At 59.6% G+C, this 19,621-nt stretch carries 17 protein-coding genes; 7 read left to right on the top strand and 10 right to left on the bottom strand.

The genetic code is table 11. From position 1 onward, the window contains the following. Positions 1-105: 105 nt before the first annotated feature. Positions 106-1,149 carry an N-acetylmuramoyl-L-alanine amidase family protein gene (locus MWH26_RS11780; RefSeq protein ID WP_247974447.1) on the bottom strand — a complete coding sequence of 348 codons (1,044 nt, stop codon included), beginning with the start codon at positions 1,147-1,149 and terminating at the stop codon, positions 106-108. Positions 1,150-1,492: 343 nt separating this feature from the next. Here MWH26_RS11780 and MWH26_RS11775 point away from each other — a divergent pair, with 343 nt between their 5' ends. Together MWH26_RS11775 and MWH26_RS11770 are read left to right on the top strand one after the other, a co-directional pair. Then, the gene (locus MWH26_RS11775) at positions 1,493-1,915 is read left to right on the top strand and encodes a helix-turn-helix domain-containing protein (protein WP_247974446.1); all 423 of its coding nucleotides are present in this window, start codon (positions 1,493-1,495) and stop codon (positions 1,913-1,915) included. A 73-nt stretch (positions 1,916-1,988) separates the two neighbouring features. After that, on the top strand, positions 1,989-2,750 hold the full coding sequence (locus MWH26_RS11770; protein ID WP_247974445.1) for an SDR family oxidoreductase: 762 nt from the start codon (positions 1,989-1,991) through the stop codon (positions 2,748-2,750). Positions 2,751-2,843: 93 nt separating this feature from the next. Here MWH26_RS11770 and MWH26_RS11765 read toward each other — a convergent pair whose 3' ends face one another. Next, positions 2,844-3,311: a hypothetical protein gene (locus MWH26_RS11765; RefSeq protein ID WP_247974444.1), complete on the bottom strand. Its 468-nt coding sequence runs from the start codon at positions 3,309-3,311 to the stop codon at positions 2,844-2,846. Positions 3,312-3,433: 122 nt separating this feature from the next. Continuing rightward, positions 3,434-4,012: a 2'-5' RNA ligase family protein gene (locus tag MWH26_RS11760; RefSeq protein WP_247974443.1), complete on the bottom strand. Its 579-nt coding sequence runs from the start codon at positions 4,010-4,012 to the stop codon at positions 3,434-3,436. A gap of 269 nt (positions 4,013-4,281) precedes the next feature. Between MWH26_RS11760 and MWH26_RS11755 the strand changes: the two genes are divergently transcribed. Next, positions 4,282-6,438, top strand: coding sequence for a DUF748 domain-containing protein (locus MWH26_RS11755; protein ID WP_247974442.1), 2,157 nt, complete (start codon positions 4,282-4,284; stop codon positions 6,436-6,438). 150 nt (positions 6,439-6,588) lie between these two features. Here the strand turns inward: MWH26_RS11755 and MWH26_RS11750 are convergent, their stop codons facing one another. Next, a complete protein-coding gene (locus MWH26_RS11750; RefSeq protein ID WP_244696806.1) occupies positions 6,589-6,981 on the bottom strand; it encodes a hypothetical protein in 393 nt (130 codons plus the stop codon). A gap of 398 nt (positions 6,982-7,379) precedes the next feature. Here MWH26_RS11750 and MWH26_RS11745 point away from each other — a divergent pair, with 398 nt between their 5' ends. Then, positions 7,380-8,945, top strand: a complete 1,566-nt coding sequence (locus MWH26_RS11745) for an amidase (RefSeq protein ID WP_247974441.1) — start codon at positions 7,380-7,382, stop codon at positions 8,943-8,945. Positions 8,946-9,042: 97 nt separating this feature from the next. On the opposite strand, the gene MWH26_RS11740 is transcribed toward MWH26_RS11745, so the two are convergent. Further along, positions 9,043-9,282: a hypothetical protein gene (locus tag MWH26_RS11740; RefSeq protein ID WP_247974440.1), complete on the bottom strand. Its 240-nt coding sequence runs from the start codon at positions 9,280-9,282 to the stop codon at positions 9,043-9,045. A 101-nt stretch (positions 9,283-9,383) separates the two neighbouring features. Next, positions 9,384-9,926: a hypothetical protein gene (locus tag MWH26_RS11735; protein WP_247974439.1), complete on the bottom strand. Its 543-nt coding sequence runs from the start codon at positions 9,924-9,926 to the stop codon at positions 9,384-9,386. A gap of 115 nt (positions 9,927-10,041) precedes the next feature. Between MWH26_RS11735 and MWH26_RS11730 the strand changes: the two genes are divergently transcribed. Next, the gene (locus MWH26_RS11730) at positions 10,042-10,641 is read left to right on the top strand and encodes a Uma2 family endonuclease (protein WP_247974438.1); all 600 of its coding nucleotides are present in this window, start codon (positions 10,042-10,044) and stop codon (positions 10,639-10,641) included. Between the two features lie 123 nt (positions 10,642-10,764). On the opposite strand, the gene MWH26_RS11725 is transcribed toward MWH26_RS11730, so the two are convergent. Further along, positions 10,765-11,148, bottom strand: a complete 384-nt coding sequence (locus MWH26_RS11725; protein ID WP_247974437.1) for a hypothetical protein — start codon at positions 11,146-11,148, stop codon at positions 10,765-10,767. On the opposite strand from MWH26_RS11725, the gene MWH26_RS11720 reads away from it, so the two are divergent. After that, positions 11,138-13,048, top strand: a complete 1,911-nt coding sequence (locus tag MWH26_RS11720; protein WP_247974436.1) for an ABC-F family ATP-binding cassette domain-containing protein — start codon at positions 11,138-11,140, stop codon at positions 13,046-13,048. The genes MWH26_RS11725 and MWH26_RS11720 overlap by 11 nt on opposite strands. A gap of 501 nt (positions 13,049-13,549) precedes the next feature. Here the strand turns inward: MWH26_RS11720 and MWH26_RS11715 are convergent. From MWH26_RS11715 to MWH26_RS11705, 3 genes are read right to left on the bottom strand one after another with little or no spacing between them, the layout of a single operon-like run. Next, positions 13,550-15,370, bottom strand: coding sequence for a cytochrome-c peroxidase (locus MWH26_RS11715; protein WP_247974435.1), 1,821 nt, complete (start codon positions 15,368-15,370; stop codon positions 13,550-13,552). Then, positions 15,370-16,266, bottom strand: a complete 897-nt coding sequence (locus MWH26_RS11710) for a leucine-rich repeat domain-containing protein (protein WP_247974434.1) — start codon at positions 16,264-16,266, stop codon at positions 15,370-15,372. Before MWH26_RS11710 ends, MWH26_RS11715 begins: the two co-directional genes overlap by 1 nt. Positions 16,267-16,283: 17 nt before the next feature. Beyond that, on the bottom strand, positions 16,284-17,975 hold the full coding sequence (locus tag MWH26_RS11705) for a PhoX family protein (RefSeq protein ID WP_247974433.1): 1,692 nt from the start codon (positions 17,973-17,975) through the stop codon (positions 16,284-16,286). Between the two features lie 246 nt (positions 17,976-18,221). Between MWH26_RS11705 and MWH26_RS11700 the strand changes: the two genes are divergently transcribed. After that, entirely contained in the window at positions 18,222-19,568 is a 1,347-nt protein-coding gene (locus MWH26_RS11700) for a type IX secretion system plug protein (RefSeq protein ID WP_247974432.1), read from the top strand. Positions 19,569-19,621 lie beyond the last annotated feature (53 nt).

Here is a 19,621-nt window from a genome sequence, read left to right as displayed (position 1 = left end):
AAGCCCTTGACGCTACCATACGTCAAGGGCTTGTTACATTTCAGAGGGGTAGCACAGTGGGCAGGATGGATGACCTCGGTGCCTTCGCCATGAGCCAACTTTCGCTTATCGCCCCGTATAATCAGCTAGCAGGCCCTCGTAAATCCAGTTGGCTAGGGCCTGGCGATTGTCGGCTACCACGAAGCGACGCTGGTCTTTGCTGTTGCGGATGTTGCCCAGCTCCATGAACACGGCCGGGGCATGGCTGGTGCGTACTTCGTAGAGGCTGCTCCGAATGGAAACGTTGCCGGAGTAGGGGCGGGTAGGCTGGGCGCGTTTGTAGCGGGCCGTGAACACCTTGTGAATGTTCTTGGCCAGGCGCAGGCCGGCCTGGCTGTTCTGGTGGTGGTAAAAGAATACGTCGATGTTCTGGCCGGCGCTGCGGCTGTCGACGTGCAAGCTCAGCAGGCGCTGGTAGGCACCTTTGTGGCGAGCGTAGAGCTGGTTGACCTGGGTCATGCGCTGGCGCAAGCGGCCAAGCTGGCTGAGCGGAATGCGCTGCTGGGGGTAGGTCAGCTCGTCGTAGTCCATTTTCAGTACGCTCTCGTCCCGGATGCCGTCGTTGGGGTCCTGTACCATCATGTACACCGTAGCGCCGTGCTCCATCAGCACCCGGGCCAGCCGGATGGTTACGTCGTAGGCGTACTCATCCTCGGCCAGCTTGTAGGTGCCGTACTGGCCGATGGCACCAGGGTCGGGGCCGGCGTGGCCCGGCGAGAGGTAGTACACTGCCCCCCGTAGGGCTCGGTCGCGGACGGGCACCGGGCCGTAGGTGGGCCCGAAAAGCTTGGCCGGAAGCATGGGGGTAGTGCTGATGCCATGCGAAGTGGCAGCGCGGGTAGCTGGCGCGGTTCTGGCGCTGCTAGTGGCGCGGGGGGTAGGGCGGGGCAGCAGGTAGGTACGCCCAATAATGAGGCCGTTGCGCTTGGTTAGGTTGGCGCGGTTCAGTTGCTGAAACTGGCGCAGGTGCCGGCTCGGAGTCAGCCCGTTGTGGTAGAGGAGCGTGTTCACTCCGTCGCCCCGTTTGGCTACTACCCGCCGATACTTGCTCTGGCTGAAGGCAAGCGTGGAAATCAGAAAGAGCAGGACGAAGAGAGTAACTGAGCGCAAAAGCAGAGGAGGTGTGATGAGAAAAGAAAAGTGGCCAGCTGGCAAAAAAGCGGTGCCAAAGCCCGTCGGCCGGCGCTGATAGCTGCCGCAACGCTCCCGACACCGGGCCGCGGGCGTTACTACACTACAAAAAAGGCGTTAAATCCTTAGAGTACGAATAAAAAAGCCTGGCAGCTACCTTAATCCACTGGGTCAAACCTCTGGCAAGGGGCCACATTCGAGTGAAGCAGTTGCCGCGGGAACCTCTCGTGGCGCTACTTTCCGGGGGAAGAAGCCAGGCGGCCGGCAGCCCGCCGGAGCAAGCGCGGTACAACTAGTTGCAGTTTTTTTGCTTCTTCAACGCATGGCAACTACACCAATTCCAAAAAAGCTGCTGGCCCGTCAGCACGAAATAACGGCCGATTTTCTGCGGGCCATAGACCAGCACCTGGAGGATGTGGTAACGGGCCGCGTCACGGAAATGCTTGAAATTCGTGACCTGGCTGATCAGCTGCACATTCATCCTACCCATCTGAGCAATACCATCAAGCTGACCACCGGCCACCCGCCCTGCTACTATTTTGAGGCGCGCATACTGGACATTGCCCGGGAGCAGCTGCGCGACCCTAGCCGCTCAGTGGCTACCATTGCGGCCGGGCTTACCTATGACCCCTCCAACTTCACAAAGTTCTTTAAACGCTTTGCCGGGTGCACGCCCAAACAGTATCGGGAGCAGGTGTGGGCCGCGGAACGAGCCGCCTCAGAATCGGAAACTCTCACCATTTAAACGGAACTACTCACCATACTTTCCGGCGGGAGGCGCAGCACCTTTGCACTGTTCACTTCAACCCCCGAAAGCAATGAGTAACACGAAAATAGCCCTCGTTACCGGCGGCAGCCGTGGCCTGGGCAAAGACATGGCTTTGAGCTTGGCCCGCAAAGGCACCAACGTACTGATTACCTACCACAGCAAAAAGGACGAAGCCGAAGCCGTGGTAGCTGAAATTCAGGGCCTGGGCCAGCAGGCGGCGGCATTGCAACTGAATGTGGCCGACAGCAAGAGCTTCGACGCCTTTTTTGCGCAGGTGCGCACTACCCTACAGAGCGCCTTCCAGGCCGAGCAGTTTCACTTTCTCGTGAACAACGCCGGGGTAGCCCTGTATTCGGCCTTCGCCGATACCACCGAAGAGCAGTTCGACGAGATGGTAGCGGTTCACTTGAAAGGTCCCTTCTTTCTAACTCAAAAAGCGTTGTCCCTGCTGGCTGATGGCGGGCGTATTATCAATATCTCCTCGGGGCTGGCGCGTTTTTCCCTGCCGGGGTCCTCGGCCTACGCCAGTATGAAAGGCGCCATTGAAGTGCTGACGCGCTACCAGGCCAAGGAGTTGGGGGCCCGCGGCATTGCAGCCAACGTGGTAGCCCCCGGGGCCATTGCCACCGATTTTGGTGGCGGGCGGGTGCGCGACGATGAGCACCTGAACCAGTTTGTAGCGTCGCAAACGGCCCTGGGCCGGGTGGGCCAGCCCGAGGACATTGGCGGGGTAGTCGCCTTCCTGTGCTCCGAGGAAGGCCGCTGGGTGAACGCGCAGCGTTTGGAAGCCTCGGGCGGAATGTTTTTCTAGGCGGTCCTGCCTAACCTTCACTTCAGCGCCCAAGCAAACAGCCTCCCGAACGTGGTTCGGGAGGCTGTTTGCTTGGGCGAGGGTAGCACTAGCTCAGACGCGGAAGGCCGGACGCTCCGGGTTCCAGATGCCCCAAGGAATCATTACCAGCACAATCAGCAGGGCAATAAGAAACCAAGTGAAGGCTTTCTTGTGCTTCACAAGAGGGTCAACGGCTTTCTTGGACAGGGTGCGACCGATTTGGGCGGCTACCACGGCCAGGATCATGCCCACCAGGTGCTCCACGGCGAAAAAGCGGCTGCCGGCGTCTTTCATCACGGCGCTACCCGCTGTTTCGAAAGCCTTAAGGCCATAGGGGCTCAGGCTGAAATACAGAATTAGGCCTAGTAGCAACTGCAGGTGCATAGAGCCCACAAAGGCGGCGCCCATACCATTGTCGGCCCCCGTCCAAGGGCGACCCTGCCGGCCCGTAAAGGCCCGAAACACAGCAATCAGCCCGAAAATAACAACCAGCCAGCGGGTCCAGGAGTGCAAGGCGAGGACGATGGTATACGTATTCATAAAAGAAAAAAGGTGAGTTGGAAGCAGTAAAGGTCGCAGCCCGGCCGGAAAATGCAAGCCCGCGCCCGCTCACCTCTCATCAACGAGCAGCGGGTAAACGCACTATGGCGCTGCTCCCGCGCCTAAGCCTGCGACTCGAACAGGGTTGGTATGGGCTCATGCTTGTGCCCTTCAAAGGTGAAAATCTTCTCCGGCACGAAACTCTCTCCTTCCTGGCGCAGAATAGCTAGGTTGTTGATGCTGATTTTCAGGTTGAACGTGTGCTGGTTCAGGTACTGCATAACGGGGCCTAGCAGCTCCGGGGTGGTGTCGTGGAGGGCCAGGGAGATGTGGGGCAGCCAGCAGTCGGGCCCGCTAAACTTGTCGGTACGCAAGCAGAGCGGCGCGGTGGCCCGCAGAATGCGCTGGTGCAGGTTGTTCAGCGCATCGGAGCGCAGCACGGGAATGTAAATGACCGGGTTTGGGCCCGGAAAAACGCCCAGGCCGGTGGTAAATGCGGCAAAGGGCTGGGTGTGGCGCGCTACATCGCGGAGCGCCTGCTTCAGCGCCGACAGCTTCCGCACCCCAGCCAGCTGGTAGGTAATATGCGGATCGGGCGTAGCCTGCACATCATCGAGGCCGAATTCGGCTTCCAGGCTCTTAATCAGACGGTTAATCCGTTCCGCGCTCTGCGGATTCAGAAGAGAAGTTATGGCCAGCATCGGTTCTTTAACTGAAAGCACTACGGATTGGTTGGGCCGCGCCGGCACGCGGCCATGAATACGATACTGCCACCCAAAGTGGGCGGCGGCCTGAAAAGCAGCCGGCAGTAGTAGCCGGGCCCGTTAGGGGCACAAAATACAAGCCCCGGCAGACATGGCAAGCCGTCAGGGACAGAAATACCGAGGCTCAACAGCACCAGATCCGGCCCCGCCGCATCCACAACGCCGGGTTTCGAACCTTGGTTGGGGGCTTCCCCGTAAGCCAAGCCGTGCTACTCTCCCGCAAACCAGCTCCTACGCTTGCTCCTGCCTCGCCCCGGCGCCACTGGGGGCGCTGGCTGCTGCTGGGGGTAGGACTGCTTGTGCTACTCGTGGGCCTGGGAGTAACCTTTTTTCTGGACCCCTGGCTGCGTCGTACGCTGGAAGAGCAGGTGGCTCAAAGCACCAAAGGCCGCTACCAACTGCGCGTTACGGAATTCCGAACCAGCCTCTGGCAGCGCAGGGCTACCCTCCGCGGCCTGCACCTGCGCACAACCGCTGCCACTTCTCCCGATTCAGCGCGCCTGCCCCGGCTACAGCTGGCACTGGGGCAGCTGAGCATTAATGGGGTGGGCCTGCTGGCTCTGCTGCGGCGACAAGAAGTGCCAGTTGACAGCATCACGCTGGATTCCCTGACTTTGCATCTGGCCTCCCTACCCCAGGGCGGGAGCCAGCAGCCTTTGCATCAACGGCTTCCCTGCAAAGCAGTACGCCTTGGTCAGCTGGCCCTGCGCCACGTGCGCGCTACCTATGGCGCGGGCAACCAGGCTCAGGTACGGCTGGGAGAAAGCGCGGTAGTGCTGCAGGACGTATGGTTAAGTGCCGCCGGGGCAGCTGACTCCGGTCGGGTAGGCTACGCGGCGGCGGTAGCTGCGCAGGTAGCCGGAGCTACCGCGCAAGTGCCGGGCCACGAGGTGAAGTTGGTGCGGGCCACGTTTTCGACTGGGAGCCGGCAACTGCGGCTTGATTCGGTGCTGGTGCATCCGCGGAAGCCCATCAGCAGCGTCCGCAGCTCGGCCATGCGCGTGAGTTTAGCCCTGCCCCAACTGGTACTACGCGGACTGGATGCTGCTCAACTGAGTCGGCGCCGGTTCCGGGCTGATACGCTGCGCGCTACCCGTCCGCGCCTGGCCCTCACCCTGCCTACCCGAAAGCCACCAGTCCTGCACGAACTCCTGCAACCCTACCTGGCGGAGTGCCGGCTAGGCAGTATGCAAGTAACTGGCGGACAGCTGCGCGTGGCCGGACTGGCCCTGGCCCCAGCCCTGGCCGATGTGGCGGTAGCAGCTAACGGCATTCAGGTGCTGCCGCGCCAAGGAACTCCCACCGACATCTATTACGCCCGCGCCTGGCAGGTACGCACCGGCGCCGCCACTGCTACCCTGGATGCGCCCTATTACCACCTTTCCTGGCAGAGCCTGCGGGCAGACAGCCGGACGGGCCAGATGCAAATTCGGCAGGTGCTGGCCTTGCCCACCATGAGCGTGGTGGAGTTGGCCCGGAGCAAAAAGCACCAGTCGGCCCACGTTTCCGTGCGCTTGCCGGAGGTAGTGCTAACCGGCCTCGATTTTCCGGCGGCCGCCAACCAGCAGCAACTGCGCGCCACAGCCCTGCTGGTCCGGCACCCCCAAATCAGCACCCGCAGCGACGGGCGTTTTGCCACCAACCCGAACATTTCCGTGGTGACGCCCGAAATGCTGGGCCGCCTACCGTTTCAGTTTGCCCTTAACCGCTTTGGCATTCAGGACGCCACCCTGGCCCTGACCTTCCGCTCCCCCCGCGACCCGCAGCCCGGCGTCATGAGTATCAACCGCCTCAACGTCAAGTTGCGCAACCTCACCAACGACCCGCGCCGCATGAGTGCCGCTACCCCCCTGACGGGCGAGGCTACCGGCTGGCTTCAAAACCAGTGCGCCGCCCGCATGAGTCTGCGAGCTAACTTGCTGGATGCCAGTGGGCGGCATACGTTACGAGGGGAGTTTGGGGCTGCGTCGCTTTCCATGCTGAACTCCATGATTGTGCCCACCCGCGGCATTGCCATCCGTAGGGGCACGGTGCGCCGCATCCGGTTTCAGATGCAGCTGGACCGCACGGCTGCCCGGGGCACCATGTGGGGCGAGTACGCCGATCTGAAGCTACAGCTGCTTAACCAGCAAGAGCGGCCTGGTGTGCTGCACCGGGTAGGTACTTCACTAGTCAACGGTATCTTCATCCGCGACAATAACCCGCGCAAGCCCGGTCAGCCCCTACAAACCGGCATCATTGCCTCGAGCCGGGAACGGCGCTACTCCGTTTTTTCCCTCTGGCGCCAAGGCATGGTGAGTGGCCTGCTCCATAGCGCCGGTGTACCAGCCGGCATGGCCAAAAAGCTTAGTGAGGCGGAGTAACGCTCAACGAATGAGGTATTTATTGCCAGCAGCTTAGTTACGGTTACTCACCTTTGTACTCAGTGGGTTTAGCGTGCTGGCGTTGGCGGAGCGAGTTAGTTCACGCTGCTTGCGTGAGTTGCTGGGCACTATTTCCTGCCTAACGCGAGCTTATTTCTGCTGCCGGAGCCATGTGTAGGCCGAGGCCACGTCGTCGAAAGTAGCTACCAGGGGTTTTTCCAGGTAGCGCATCATTTTGTCGGCGGCTGCGCGGCCCTGGAAATCGGGGGCGTACACCCAGGCCAGGTAGCGCAAACCCGCCGCGTACATATCGCGCAGCCAGGAAATGCCCCAGGTAGTAAGCTGAAGAGCGGCTCGCGTGACGTTGGAGTTATCGTTCAAAATTTTTGCGGCAGGCCATTCACTTAAAACCGTCAGAATCAGGTCGCAACCCGCCCGGCCCGACTCCTGGTTATGCTCGCCCCACCAGTTCACGTAAAGCCATTTATTATGGTAGTCGTAGCTAATGGTAATGCCCGGCGAGTCAATAATAATATGCTGCATACATAAGAAAAAAGTAGACGATAGCTGCCTGTCAACGGGTCAGGAAACAGCCAAAAACCGGAATACTGGGTTCATCAGGTCTAGCTTGGAAAACGAGGACCGGATGAAGGACGGAATCAAGAGCCCGAAGCTACGGAGGAATCGAGCCTGCTGGTTCATGTACCGACATAAATTGTTGCCCGCGCCTGATAACGTGCTTTCTGGCTTTTGCATATGCAGTTAGTGCCTCCTTTGCTGGCAGCGGAAGGAATTTTCGGTCGGCCCTGGCCTGGCGCGTGCGCCGCATCGGATTCCCCTCTATCTTGACAGGCGAAACCCTACTTCTCTATGAACCGCCGACTATTTCTGCGCAACGGCTCCCTGGCCGGACTGGCGCTGTCCTCGTTTTCCCTCGCGGCTTGCTCCACGGGGGCGAAAAAAACACTACCCCGGAAGGCGCCGCCGCTGCCGGCGATGCCGCCGCTACCGATTTTGAACTGCACGAAGCCACGGTAACGGCGCTGCAGGAAAAAATGAAGAGCGGGCAGCTAACCGCCCGCCGCATTACGGAGCTGTACCTGGAGCGGATTGAGGCCATTGATAAGGCTGGGCCCAAGCTCCGGTCGGTTATTGAGGTAAACCCCGATGCGCTCAGCATTGCCGATACCCTGGACCAGGAGCGCAAAAACGGCAAGCTGCGCGGCCCCTTGCACGGTATTCCGGTGCTGATCAAGGATAATATTGATACCGCCGACAAGCAGCAGACCACGGCCGGCTCCTTGGCCCTGGCCGGCCACAAGGCAGCCCAGGACGCCTTCATTGTGAAGAAGTTGCGCGAAGCTGGCGCCGTGGTGCTGGGCAAAACCAACCTGAGCGAGTGGGCCAACTTCCGCTCCACGCGCTCCACCAGCGGCTGGAGCAGCCGGGGCGGCCAAACCAAGAATCCCTACATTCTGGACCGCACACCTAGCGGCTCGAGCGCCGGTTCGGGGGCCGCGGCCGCGGCCAACCTCTGCGCCTTGGCCATTGGCACCGAAACGGATGGCTCCATCGTATCTCCTTCGTCGTGCAGCGGGCTGGTAGGATTTAAGCCCACGGTGGGCCTATGGAGCCGCTCCGGCATCATTCCTATTTCGGCCACCCAGGATACAGCCGGCCCCATGACCCGCACCGTGCAGGACGCCGCCATTTTGCTGGGTGCCCTGGCTGGGGAGGATGCTGCCGACGCCGTAACCAAAGAAAGCGCGGGCAAAATACAGCCCGACTACACCACATTTCTGAACCCGAACGGGTTGAAAGGCAAGCGCCTAGGCGTGGAAAAAGGCCATCTGACCGGTGCTTCCGACGCCATTCCGCTACTTAAGCAGGCCGTGGAGCTGCTGAAAGCCCAGGGCGCCACGGTGGTAGAAGTAGAGGTAGAAAAGCTTACCGACCCCCTGGGCCAAGCCGAGTACGACGTGCTGCTCTACGAGTTCAAAGACGGCGTGAACAAGTACCTGGCTACGGCCGGCGCGAACGTGAAAACCCTCACGGATGTCATTCGCTTCAACACGGAAAACAAGGCCAAGGCCATGCCTTTCTTCCAGCAGGAAATCCTGGAAGCTTCTGACAAGCTGGAAGGCCTGGCAAGCCCCAAGTACCAGGCCGCCCTGCGCAAGTCGCACCAGGGTGCCCGCGCCGCTATCGACAACGTACTGCGCGAAAACAAGCTCGATGGTCTCGTTGCCATTACCAACGCCCCGGCCCGCTGCATCGACCTGATTAACGGCGACTCAGGCGGCGGCCCCGGCTTTTCTTCGCCAGCCGCCATGGCCGGCTACCCCCACATTACGGTGCCCATGGGGCAGGTACACGGCCTGCCCGTCGGCCTTTCGTTTGTGGGTGGAGCCTACCAAGAAGGGCCGTTGCTGACCTTGGCCTACGCCTACGAGCAGGCCTCTAAAAAGCGGGTAGTCCCGGAGTTCAAGGCGCCATTTGTAGGGTAGCCCCGCCCTAGTGCTCACACGCAAAAACCGCGCGGCCCTAATCGAAGCAGACTAGGGCCGGGCGGTTTTTGCGGTTAACTAGAATCAGTGGAGTAGTCTAGCGCTGCTCCTCTTCCGTGTGCTCCCCGCGGCTGGTGCGGGTGTTGGAGGAGGTAGCGCTGCCTGAGCCACCCTCGTCGCCGGCTTCCGCGTCAAGGTTCAGCTCGTAGCCGCCTACCCCGTAGGTGGGGCGGCCCGACGATTGGCCAACCGGGCTGCCATCCTGCCGGCCTTGGGCGGCGCGTTCAGCGAGGTCGTCGTTTTCGGTCACGTTATTGGTGGGGTCGTTGGTTGCCATAGCAGTAGTGAGTCGTTACATGAACAGATACGGCCTTATACGGCCCTAGCGCTATTCGTAGCCGATTTTCCGTCAAAAACCAGCTAACTGCCTGGCTGCGGTTAGGGTACGTACTGCTCCGTTACGCTGGTTACCACGTTCTGCCGGGTCTCAACGATAAAGGGAGCATAGCGAAATACATCCGTGCCTTGAGCTACCACCTCGGCGGGAGTAGCGTTGTACTGGCGCAGCTCACCGGTTTTGTTCCAGAGCGTTAGCACGGCCTGGTCAGCGAGGCGAAAGGTGCGCTGGCGCGGGCTGTCATTTACGATGTAGTAATCGTTGAAGACCGAGTAAATCGTGTCGCCGTTTTGCACGTCCACTTGAGCGTCGCCTTTACGCTGAGCTGCGGCCACGGCATCGGCTCCGTTTAGGAACTGGATGTAGTCGACGGTGACGTAGTACTGACCTTTCTGCTGGTAGAAGCGCCGGATGTAGCCGTGGTTGCGGCCGGTAGCACCCACCGTTTCCGTCGTCGACATCTCACCTTTTACGGCGGCCGGTACGTTGTCGCGGGCCTCGGCTACGGAGGTTTCCTGCTCCGAGCGGCAGGCGGCAACGACCAAAACTAGGGCAAGGGGTAGAGGAGAGAAAGGACGGTTCATGCACAGGTGTACGGGGTAGGGAAGAGGCAGTTTGGGCGGTTTACTACAAAAGCGGCGGCGAAATATCCCGTAATTGTAAATATTATCTTTGTTTAAGACTCACCACGGCTTTCCCATGGCTCCCATCACGCAGCTTTCCCAACTCGACTTCACGAAGACGTATACTTACGCCGACTATTTGACTTGGCAGCTCTCGGAGTGGGTAGAACTAATTCGGGGCCGGGTGCGCCTGATGAGCCCCGCCCCAAAGCGGCAGCACCAAGATATTACTCGCAACATCGAGTTTTCTATTATGCAGTTCCTGCGGGGCAAGCACTGCAAGATGTATCATGCTCCGTTTGATGTGCGTCTGACCCGCGCTACCCCCAACGGCGACGCCAGCATTGAAACCGTGGTGCAGCCCGATATCTGTGTCATCTGCGACCTGCAGAAGCTCGACGACCGCGGCTGCCTCGGTGCCCCCGACTGGATTATCGAAATCCTCTCGCCCGGCAACGTTTCCCGCGACACGAAGGAGAAGTTCGACCTTTACGAGGAGGTAGGCGTGCGCGAATATTGGATGGTAACGCCCGAGCAGAAAAACGTAGTAGTATGTCTGCTAGGCGAAGATGGCCGCTACGAGCTACGCGGCGAGTTTTACGCGCCCGGCCTGATTCCGGTGGCTACCTTGCCGGAACTGCAGATGGAGTGGGCGGAGGTGTTTGAGGGCGTGTAGTAAATCGGCTTTCGGTGAGCAAGTTGAAATTTCAACGGGTGTTGAATATTTACGCAACCTTCCCATCTTTGCATCAGTTAAAAGCAAAATGGCAGGCAGCCAAACGGGTCGCCTGCCACCACTTTACCGGTGTTCGAGCCAGTAGCTGACTACGGCTCTAATTACCGCTCCCAAAGCTGTTTTGCTCAGCTCTAGAAGAACGGGAAACCAACCAGCCTTGCTGACTTGTTTCCCTTCCGTACGCACTTTCTTCATTTCCGAGTAGAAGTTAGGGTGTACCAGCACCCACTTCTTGAAACCCCGGTCTGCTCCAACAGCCGGGGTTTCGCCGTTCATAGGCAACCGTGTTGGAGGGGTGTTTACCGTACGTTGCTGGCAAGATACAAGCTGTTGGTGGGCCTGGCAAAGTGCGGCAAACTTTATAGAGACTAGGTCATAAGTATAGAAATACCCTCCGTCCAAAACCCGTACCTTTGCAGCTTCATAGCAAAGTAGGATGATTTCCATTACCGACCTCGACTTTCATTTCGGCTCGCGTACCCTCTACGACAAGGCCAACCTGCATATTAAGCCCAAGGATAAGATTGGCCTCATTGGGCTCAACGGCCGGGGCAAATCGACGCTGCTGCGTATTCTGGTGGGTGAGTACAAGCCCGACGGTGGTAGCATCTCCATGAGCAAGGACGTGAGCCTGGGCTTCCTAAACCAGGATTTGCTTAGCTACGACTCCCACGAATCCATTCTGGTGGTGGCCATGCAGGCTTTTGCCGAGGCTCTGGAGATTCAGAAGAAGATTGACGAGGTGCTGCTGGAGTTCGAAACCAACTACACCGACGACCTGGTAGAAAAGCTGGCGACCCTGCAGGAGCGGTTCGAGGCTCTGGGCGGCTACACCATGCAGGCCCGCGCTGAGGAAATCCTGGAAGGCTTGGGCTTTACCACGGAGGAGCTGCAGCGCCCCCTGAAGCTGTTCTCGGGGGGCTGGCGCATGCGCGTGATGCTGGCCAAAATCCTGCTCCAGCAACCCTCGCTACTCCTGCTCGACGAACCAACCAACCACTTGGACTTGCCCTCCATTAAGTGGATTGAAAACTACCTGGCTGGCTACGAGGGTGCCGTTATCATCGTGAGCCACGACCGGGAATTCCTGGACCGCACCACCAACACCACGGTGGAGGTAACGGGCGGCAAGCTGGTGCCCTACGCCGGCAATTATAGCTTCTACCTCGAAGAAAAGGAAGAGCGCAACGCCATTCAAAAGGGCGCCTTCGAAAACCAGCAGGCCCAGATTCGGCAGGCGGAGCGCTTTATTGAGCGGTTCAAGGCCAAGGCCAGCAAAGCCAAGCAGGCCCAAAGCCGCGTGAAGATGCTGGATAAGCTGGAGCGCATCGACGACGTAGCCCAGGACGACGCCCGCGTGAACATCAAGTTCAACTTCACCGTCACGCCCGGCCGCCACATCCTACGCATGGAGCACGTGGGCAAGAAATACGGGGAGAAAACCATCTTCCGCGATACCCACGTCCACATTGAGCGCGGCGACAAAATTGCCCTTATTGGGGCCAACGGCAAGGGCAAGTCCACGCTGATGCGCCTGGTAGCGGGCTCGGAGGCGCCATCTGCCGGCAACCACCAGTTGGGCCATAACGTCATCATGTCGTTCTACGCCCAGCACCAGCTGGAAAGTCTGCGCATTGAGAATGAGATTCTGCAGGAAATGGTGGAGGCCGGCTCGAAGCGCTCAGAAATGGAGCTGCGCTCCGTGCTGGGCTCCTTCCTGTTCACCGGCGACGACGTGTACAAGAAAATCAAGGTGCTCAGCGGGGGCGAGAAAAGCCGCGTGGCCCTGGCCAAAACCCTGATTTCGGAGGCCAACTTCTTACTCCTCGACGAACCGACCAACCACCTGGACATGCAGTCAGTGAACATCCTGATTCAGGCCCTGGATCAGTATCAGGGTACCTACATCGTGATTAGCCACGACCGTTTCTTTGTGGAGAATGTGGCCAACAAAATCTGGTACATCGAAGATTACCAACTGAAGGAGTACCCCGGCACCTACAACGAGTACGAGCAGTGGCAGGAGGACCGCGAAAAGGCCGCTAAAAAAGCCGGCCTACCCTCGCCATCGGCTCCGAAACCTCTGCCCAAGGAGGAAAAGAAAGTAGACGCTACACCCGCCAAAACGCCTTCGCCCGACCAGAAGAAAGCCTTAAAGGAGCTGGCCGAGGTAGAAAAGAAGATTGACGAGCGGGAAAAGGAGCTGGCCCAGTACGAAGCTCAACTCGCCGACCCCCAGATCTATCAGAACGCCGCCCAACTCAAGGACGCTACCCTCAAGTTTGAGCAGGTAAAAAAAGAGCTAGCCCAGCTCAACGACCGTTGGGAAATGCTGGCGGAAATGTAGAACCCGCCTGATAAAATTGAAAAGCCCCGCCGGAAGCTATTTACTCAGGGCGGGGCTTTTGAGGTTTTAATATAACAGGATACAATAGTTTACTAAGTGCATCTGCATTATTTAGTATGGGTGTTGTGGTGATGCGCACAAATGGCTACTGATATGCATGCTCCAAGAATCAATGATAGTATGACATACAAACATGATCCATATAGATCTACGTGTAGAAACAGGGCATTCAGTATCATGCATAGAGCAGCGCCAACAGCTCCACCACCTAGCCCAGAGAATATTAGGTTGCATATATAAACAAACCGTGCGTCTTTCTGCTGCTCATATTCGCTTCTGTATTTCATAGCCAAGTAGGTTTTTCTTGTTGATTACGAATTTTGCATAAGTGCAAGATAGGACGTCGGATGATGAGAATGACTTCGATTTGTATTATAACTTTTGCATTGAGTAACATAGCTGATATAGCATACTAAAAGCGCCATACTGGAGCATTTTATATCAATAAACTACCCCCTGCATATCGTTCAAAGACTTAAGGAAGGCAATAATAGCCTGCTGCTCGGCTGGGCTTAGCTTAAGCTTGTCCTCGGCTAGAGTTTGGGTAGGAACGGAGAGGCCCAGGCCGGTGCCGCCGCCTCGGTTGTAGAAGTCCAGGACCTGCTCCAGGGTTTGGTACGCGCCGTTGTGCATGTAGGGAGCGGTAAGGGCAGCATTACGGACGGTAGGAGTTTTGAAAGCGTGTCGCTGGTGGGCAATGCCGTAAAGCAGAAACTTGCCTTGGTCGGTGTCCAGGGTTGGGTGCAGGGTATCGGCCGAGGTAGGCACGCCTAGCACTTCGCTTTCGGTTTTGTCGTAGAGGGGCGGCACGGTGCCGTTGAACAGGGGCAGGTAGTGGCAGGTACCGCACTGGGCCTTGCCCATGAACAGGTTGAACCCCAGGATTTCCCGGCTGCTCAGCACGGCCGTGTCGCCGCGCAGAAACTGGTCGAAGCGGCTGTTGAGGCGCACCAGGGAGCGGACGTAAGCCGCCACCGCACGTCGGATGTTGCGCTCAGTAACAGGCTCACGCTCGGTAGTAAAGGCCTGGGCAAATAGCTTGGGGTAGGCGCCTTTGCGCCGCAGCAGGGCCGGTGCCTCACTGAGCTGGCCGCCCATTTCGGCTTTGCTGGACACGACTGCGTGCACCTGATCTTCTAGGAAATGCACCCGGCTGTCGTAGAACTGATCGGGCTGCAGGGCGGCGTTGAGCAGGGTAGGGGTGTTGCGCTCTAACTCCGCCTCGGCCAGCAGGGAACGGTTCACGCGCAACCCATCCGCGTAAGCCTGGGTGGGCACGTGGCAGCTGGCGCAGGAGCGCCCGCCGCGCCCCGATAAAATAGGCTCTTGAAACAAGGCTTCGCCGAGGGCCAGCACCGCCGGAGTGGGCGCGGCCGCATCGGCGGGGGCAAAAAATCCGGGGTCAAATGCATCGGCCACGAAAAAGCTAGCCGCATCAGCCCGCACCGCCCGGCGGGTAGCTAGGAAGGGAATCTGCCGCTGCTGCTGGGCCTCGCGCAGGGCAGCCAGGGCCGGGTTGAAATAGCGCACGAAGAAACGGGCGCGGTCAAAGGAGTTGAAGTCTTGCCCGGAGGTGGCTACGGCCGCTTCGCAGCGGCGCAAATGGGTAGTGAGGGCTGCTGGCGCGTCAAACAGGCTTACTACCTCTCGGGTAGCCTGTAGGGTAACAGCCGCTTCGGGCAGGGAGGCGTGCGCCGCCGGGGAGTCGAAACCAGAAACTCCCTTGGCGGCCAGCCGGTACAGGTTCAGGCGCAGGGCGTCAAACACTTCGGCGTCGGAAAAAGCCAGGTGGGGAGCTTGGCGCTCCAACTGCTGCACCTGAAACAGCAGGTTGTCGATTTCCTGATGAACCAGGTCCCGGTTGGCGCGGGTATCGGGAGCCGCAAACACGATTTCTTCCAGCACCTGAAACCCGCTGGGCTGAATAACCTCGCCCGGCTCGCCCGGCTCCGTTTCGGGTAGGGCCGCCCCGTTGATGCGGCCCGCCGCGTGCGGGTAGTAATATTCCACGGCAAATTCCAGGTGCTTGTACTCCCGCCGGCAAGCGGCAAACTCAACTCGTAGGGCGGTGGTATCGGCCTGGTAGGTGCGCTGCTGAAAGTGGGTTAGGGCCGCGTGTAGGCGCTTCAAATGGTCATCGTAGTAGCTTTTTACCTGCTCGGCAGGCGTGCGGTGTAGCACCGCAAACGAAAACAGCAACCCCGACAAGCCCAGCAACAAAGAGCGGAGCGCGGCGGGGTAGCAGGTCAGATTGGAAGACATTAGAAGTAGAGTTTAACCCCTGGCAGGGCCGTCTCGGCTTGGCGTTGGGCCGCCGGGGTAAAGGCGTTTTGCTTGACGATGACAGTCTTCAGCTTCTTCAGCTTGCGCAGGGAGCGGGGCAGGGCCGTAAGCTGGTTGTCGTTGACAATCAGCATTTCCAGGGCTTGCAGCTGGCCCAGGCTGTTGGGCAGGGCCTTGAGTTGGTTGCCGGACAGGATAAGCACTTTCAGATTTCGGCAGCGGCCCAGGCTGGCTGGCAACTCCTCCAGCTGGTTGTTGGACAGGTTTAGCTCCTCTAGCTGGGTGAGGCCCTCCAGGCGGGCCGGCAGATGCTGCAGCTTATTGTCGTTCAGGTACACGTAGCGCAGGTTCTGCAGGCGGCCCAGCGAAGCAGGCAGGAACAAAAGCTGATTGTGCGAAACGTCGCAGTACTCAAGCTGGGTCAGCTGCCCTACCTGCTCCGGCAGGGAGGTAAAGTTGTTGTGGGCGCTCATGAGGTAGCGCAAGCTGTCGAGACTGCCAATGCTGGGTGGTAGTTCCGTGAGCATGTTCTGCTCAATCTGCAGCTGCCGCAGCCGGCGGAGGTTGCCAATGGTCGGCGGCAAATCCAGCAAACTGTTCTTATTGACGAATAACACCCGCAGGCTATCCAACTGCACCAGGTTGTCGGGAAGGTGGCGCAGGTGGTTTTCGTGGGCAAACAACAGCCGCAGCCGCCGCAGCTGCTCCACGTTGCCGGGCAGCAGTTCCAGATTTTGCCCCCGCAGGTTCAGCTCTGTCACGCAGGCCGGCTGGCGCAGGGCACCCGGCAGGGAAAAAGAAACTTTCGTGGGGCACTGGCCCAAGCACGTGTTGCCCTGCAGAAACTGCAGGGCAACAACTAGGATGGTTAGCAAGGAGACGACAGGCTGCTTCACAGCTTGCTGAACGGACGCGTGGTGGTGGTAGTAGCCGTTTTAATAACCAGGTAGTAATACCCGCTGCGCAGCTTGCCCACGGGCACCCGCAAGGTGTTGGCCCCGGCCGTAAGGGTAGCCGGCTGTTCCAATACGCGGGCTCCCACACTGGTCAGTACTTGCAGGGTAGCGGCTTCGCGCTGGGTGTGGGTTAGGTACAGCGTTAGCTCGCCGTCCTCAATGGGGTTGGGGTAGAGCTCCACCTTCGCCAGCTCTGGCTTGCCTTTGGTTGATGACAACGGGGTAGCCGTGCCCAGCGTGCCCTTGCGGCCAATTACCAAGGCCGTCGACTTGTTGAAGACCACCGACTGGCCCGCCGCATCCGTGGTAGCCAGCGAATTGGTTTCTTCGGGGCTTTGCATGGAAATAAAGATGAACCGCTCGTCGGGCGAGAAGGTCATGCCGGTTGGCTCGCAGCCGGCGGGCGTCACGGCAAACAGCTCCACGGCCGGCGCGGCCTGGGTGTGGCAGGGCTTAATCAGCCAGATGTGGTTCAGGCCCCCGTCCTGCAGCACGTACAGGTTGCCCTGGGAATCGAAGGTAAGGTTGTCGTTGCCGGTGCGCCAGGGCTCGGAAATGGAGCCTGAACCGTAGTTGATAGTATAGGCTTGGTTGGTTACCGTGGGCGAGTTGCCGGCGAAGATTTCAAAGTTGCTGACGGTGGTGCCGCTGGCGCCCGAGTCGGTGAAGCGGTAGATGGTGCCGGGGCCTTTGGCCGTGAAGTAGATCTGGCCGGTAAGCGGGCTGATTTCCACGTCTTCTACGCCATTGAAGCTGGTTGCGCCCAGGGCCCGGGCCGCTACCGTGGTATTGTTGCACTCGGCGGGCGTAGAGTTGGGTACCTGAATCCAAGTGCCGGAAGTAGCCGTGCCAATGGCTCCGTTCAGCTTCAGCGCGTACAGGGTACCCGCTCCCAGCTGGCCGGCGGTAGTGGCCACAAACTTGTATACAAAGCTGTTGGACGAGCCATCATCTGCCCCTTCGTAGGCGGTGCGCAGGTCGGCGGCTACCACAATGTTCTCGTGCTTCAGGCGGCCCATCTGCCACAGCTTGTCGGGCTTGCCGTCGCCGTTCTGGTCCTTCACGGAGTGCGTAGCCGGGTCGATTTCCACGTTCCAGCCCGAGTCCAGGTACCCATCGTTGTTGGTATCGACGGGGTTGGTAGGGCCCAGGTTTTCCTCGCAGGTCACAATGCTGCTCCAGGGCGTTACCGTACCCGAGCAGTTGTTGATAGTACCGATAACCGGCGCAAAATTTACGGGGTACTTGGCCGTCACGTTCCAGAGCTTGGAGGTGGCATTGAAGTTCAGGCTCAGCATGCTCACGCCCGAGGTAGTGCCGGAGCCCTCGTGGTTGATGGAGAGGTAGCCGTTGGTGCTGCTGCCGTTGATGGGGGCGTAGCCCGTGAAGTCGAAAGCTTCCAGCATGTTCCCATCGGCGGCGTTGGTGTAAGCGTTGCCGCCCTGGGCTAGCAGCTGGAAGGTGTGGGTAGCCGGCAGCCGCAGGTCTTGGGGCTGAGCGGAAGGCTGCACCGAGGTAAATCGGCTGATGTGGTCTGCGGGCAGGGTCGGGCAGGCCACCTGGGCCAGCGCAGAGGAAGTGCCGCCGCCCAGCAGGGCCAAGGCTAGAAGAGTAGGAGTAGGCTTCATAGGAGGGGGTTGAGATGCGCCGCAAGTACGAAAGCCACTATTTCCTCTGATTTACGTCCAAATTAACGCTATGTCAAGTTAGCGTGACGCCAATGTTACGGACTGGTTCAACCGGGTGCGTGTCGGCTCCGGCCGCCGGGTTGCTGCCTGTTCCGGAGCTTTTGGGGCAGCTACCCCGGGGGGGCATGCGTACTCCTACCGCCTACCCCGCCCCAGATGTTCGGGCTAACGCCTACATTCGTCTTTATGCGCTACCGTTTCCTTCCCGCCTTTCTGCTGCTTGCCGCCCCCGCCTGCGTGCCACTGGGTACGCCCATCACGGACCCCAACGCCGCCCGCCGGCCTGCCACGCCCGGGCAGCGCGGCCCCGAGTACTACGCCGACAAAACCCTGCGTTACGAGGATGCCATTTACAACCCCAACGTGCGCACGGTGCAGTGCTACGTGCCCACCGGACAGGCCAATGAGGTGTTCAATCCGCCCATTATTTCCCTGGGCCAGGGCCAGCCGGTGGCGCTGGAGTTCGACGTGTTGGGCGGGCAGGGCGAGCGGCTCACGGCCAAGCTCATTCACTGCGACCTGAACTGGCAGCCCTCCGTGCTCACCGACATGCAGTTTCTGTCGGAAATCAATGAGCAGACCATTACCGATTACCGCGCCTCCATTAGCACCAAAGTGCCCTACTACCACTACCGCCTCCAGATGCCGCGGGTGAAGCTCTCGGGCAACTACCTCTGGGTCGTGCAGGGCGCGGGCGGCACGCCGTTGCTTTCCCGGCGGGTGCTGGTGTATGAGGAAGGCGGGGTGCAGGTGTTTCTGAAGCAGGGTATTCCGGTGGCGGGGCAGGAGCGCTACACCCTGCAGCAGCTCGATTTCGGTATCCGCTACACCATGCAGCTGGTAAATCCGGTGCAGGAAGTGAAGGTAGTGCTGCGCCAGAACTACCGCTGGGACAACGCACACTATAACCTGCGGCCTACCTTCGTGCGCGACGCTGAGCGCCAACTCGACTACCAGTATTTCAACTTCGAAAATGCCTTTCCGGCCCTGAGCGAGTTCCGGTTTTTTGACCTGCGTACCTTCCGCTCCTTGGGCATTGGGGTAGCCCGTCTTGATGCCGAGGCCGCTCCCCGCACCGCCCTGCTCCAACCCGAAGCAAGCCGCAACGGCCAGGCATACTCCCAGTACGACGACATCAATGGGCAGCGCGTTATTGAGAGCCGGGAGTACGGCAACGGCGCCACCAACGCCGACTACCTCGATGTGACCTTTCAACTGCGCGCCGCCCAGCCCGCGCCCGGCCCGGTGTACGTCATCGGGGCCCTGTCCGACTGGCAATTTCGCGACGAGTTCAAGCTCACGTATGATGCCGCGGCCCAGCAGTACACCGGTCACGCCCTGCTCAAGCAAGGCTACTACAATTACCTCTACGCCGTGCAAACGCCCCAGGGCCCGAACAGCGTGTATTGGGAGGGTAGCCACCAGGAAACCGAAAACCGCTACGACCTGCTGGTGTATTACCGCCCGCCCGGTACTCGCACCGACCTACTCATCGGCTATCAGACCATTGGCGTAAACAGCCGCCAGCCGTAGCGCGGTTGTAAGCCGCTGGGTATATAAGCCGAAGCGCGGCGCAACCAGGAGTT

This window comes from Hymenobacter sublimis (genome assembly GCF_023101345.1).
GTDB classification, from domain to species: domain Bacteria; phylum Bacteroidota; class Bacteroidia; order Cytophagales; family Hymenobacteraceae; genus Hymenobacter; species Hymenobacter sublimis.
The sequence above is the reverse complement of the archived record's forward strand: the minus strand, read 5'-3'. Positions and strand labels throughout refer to the sequence as shown.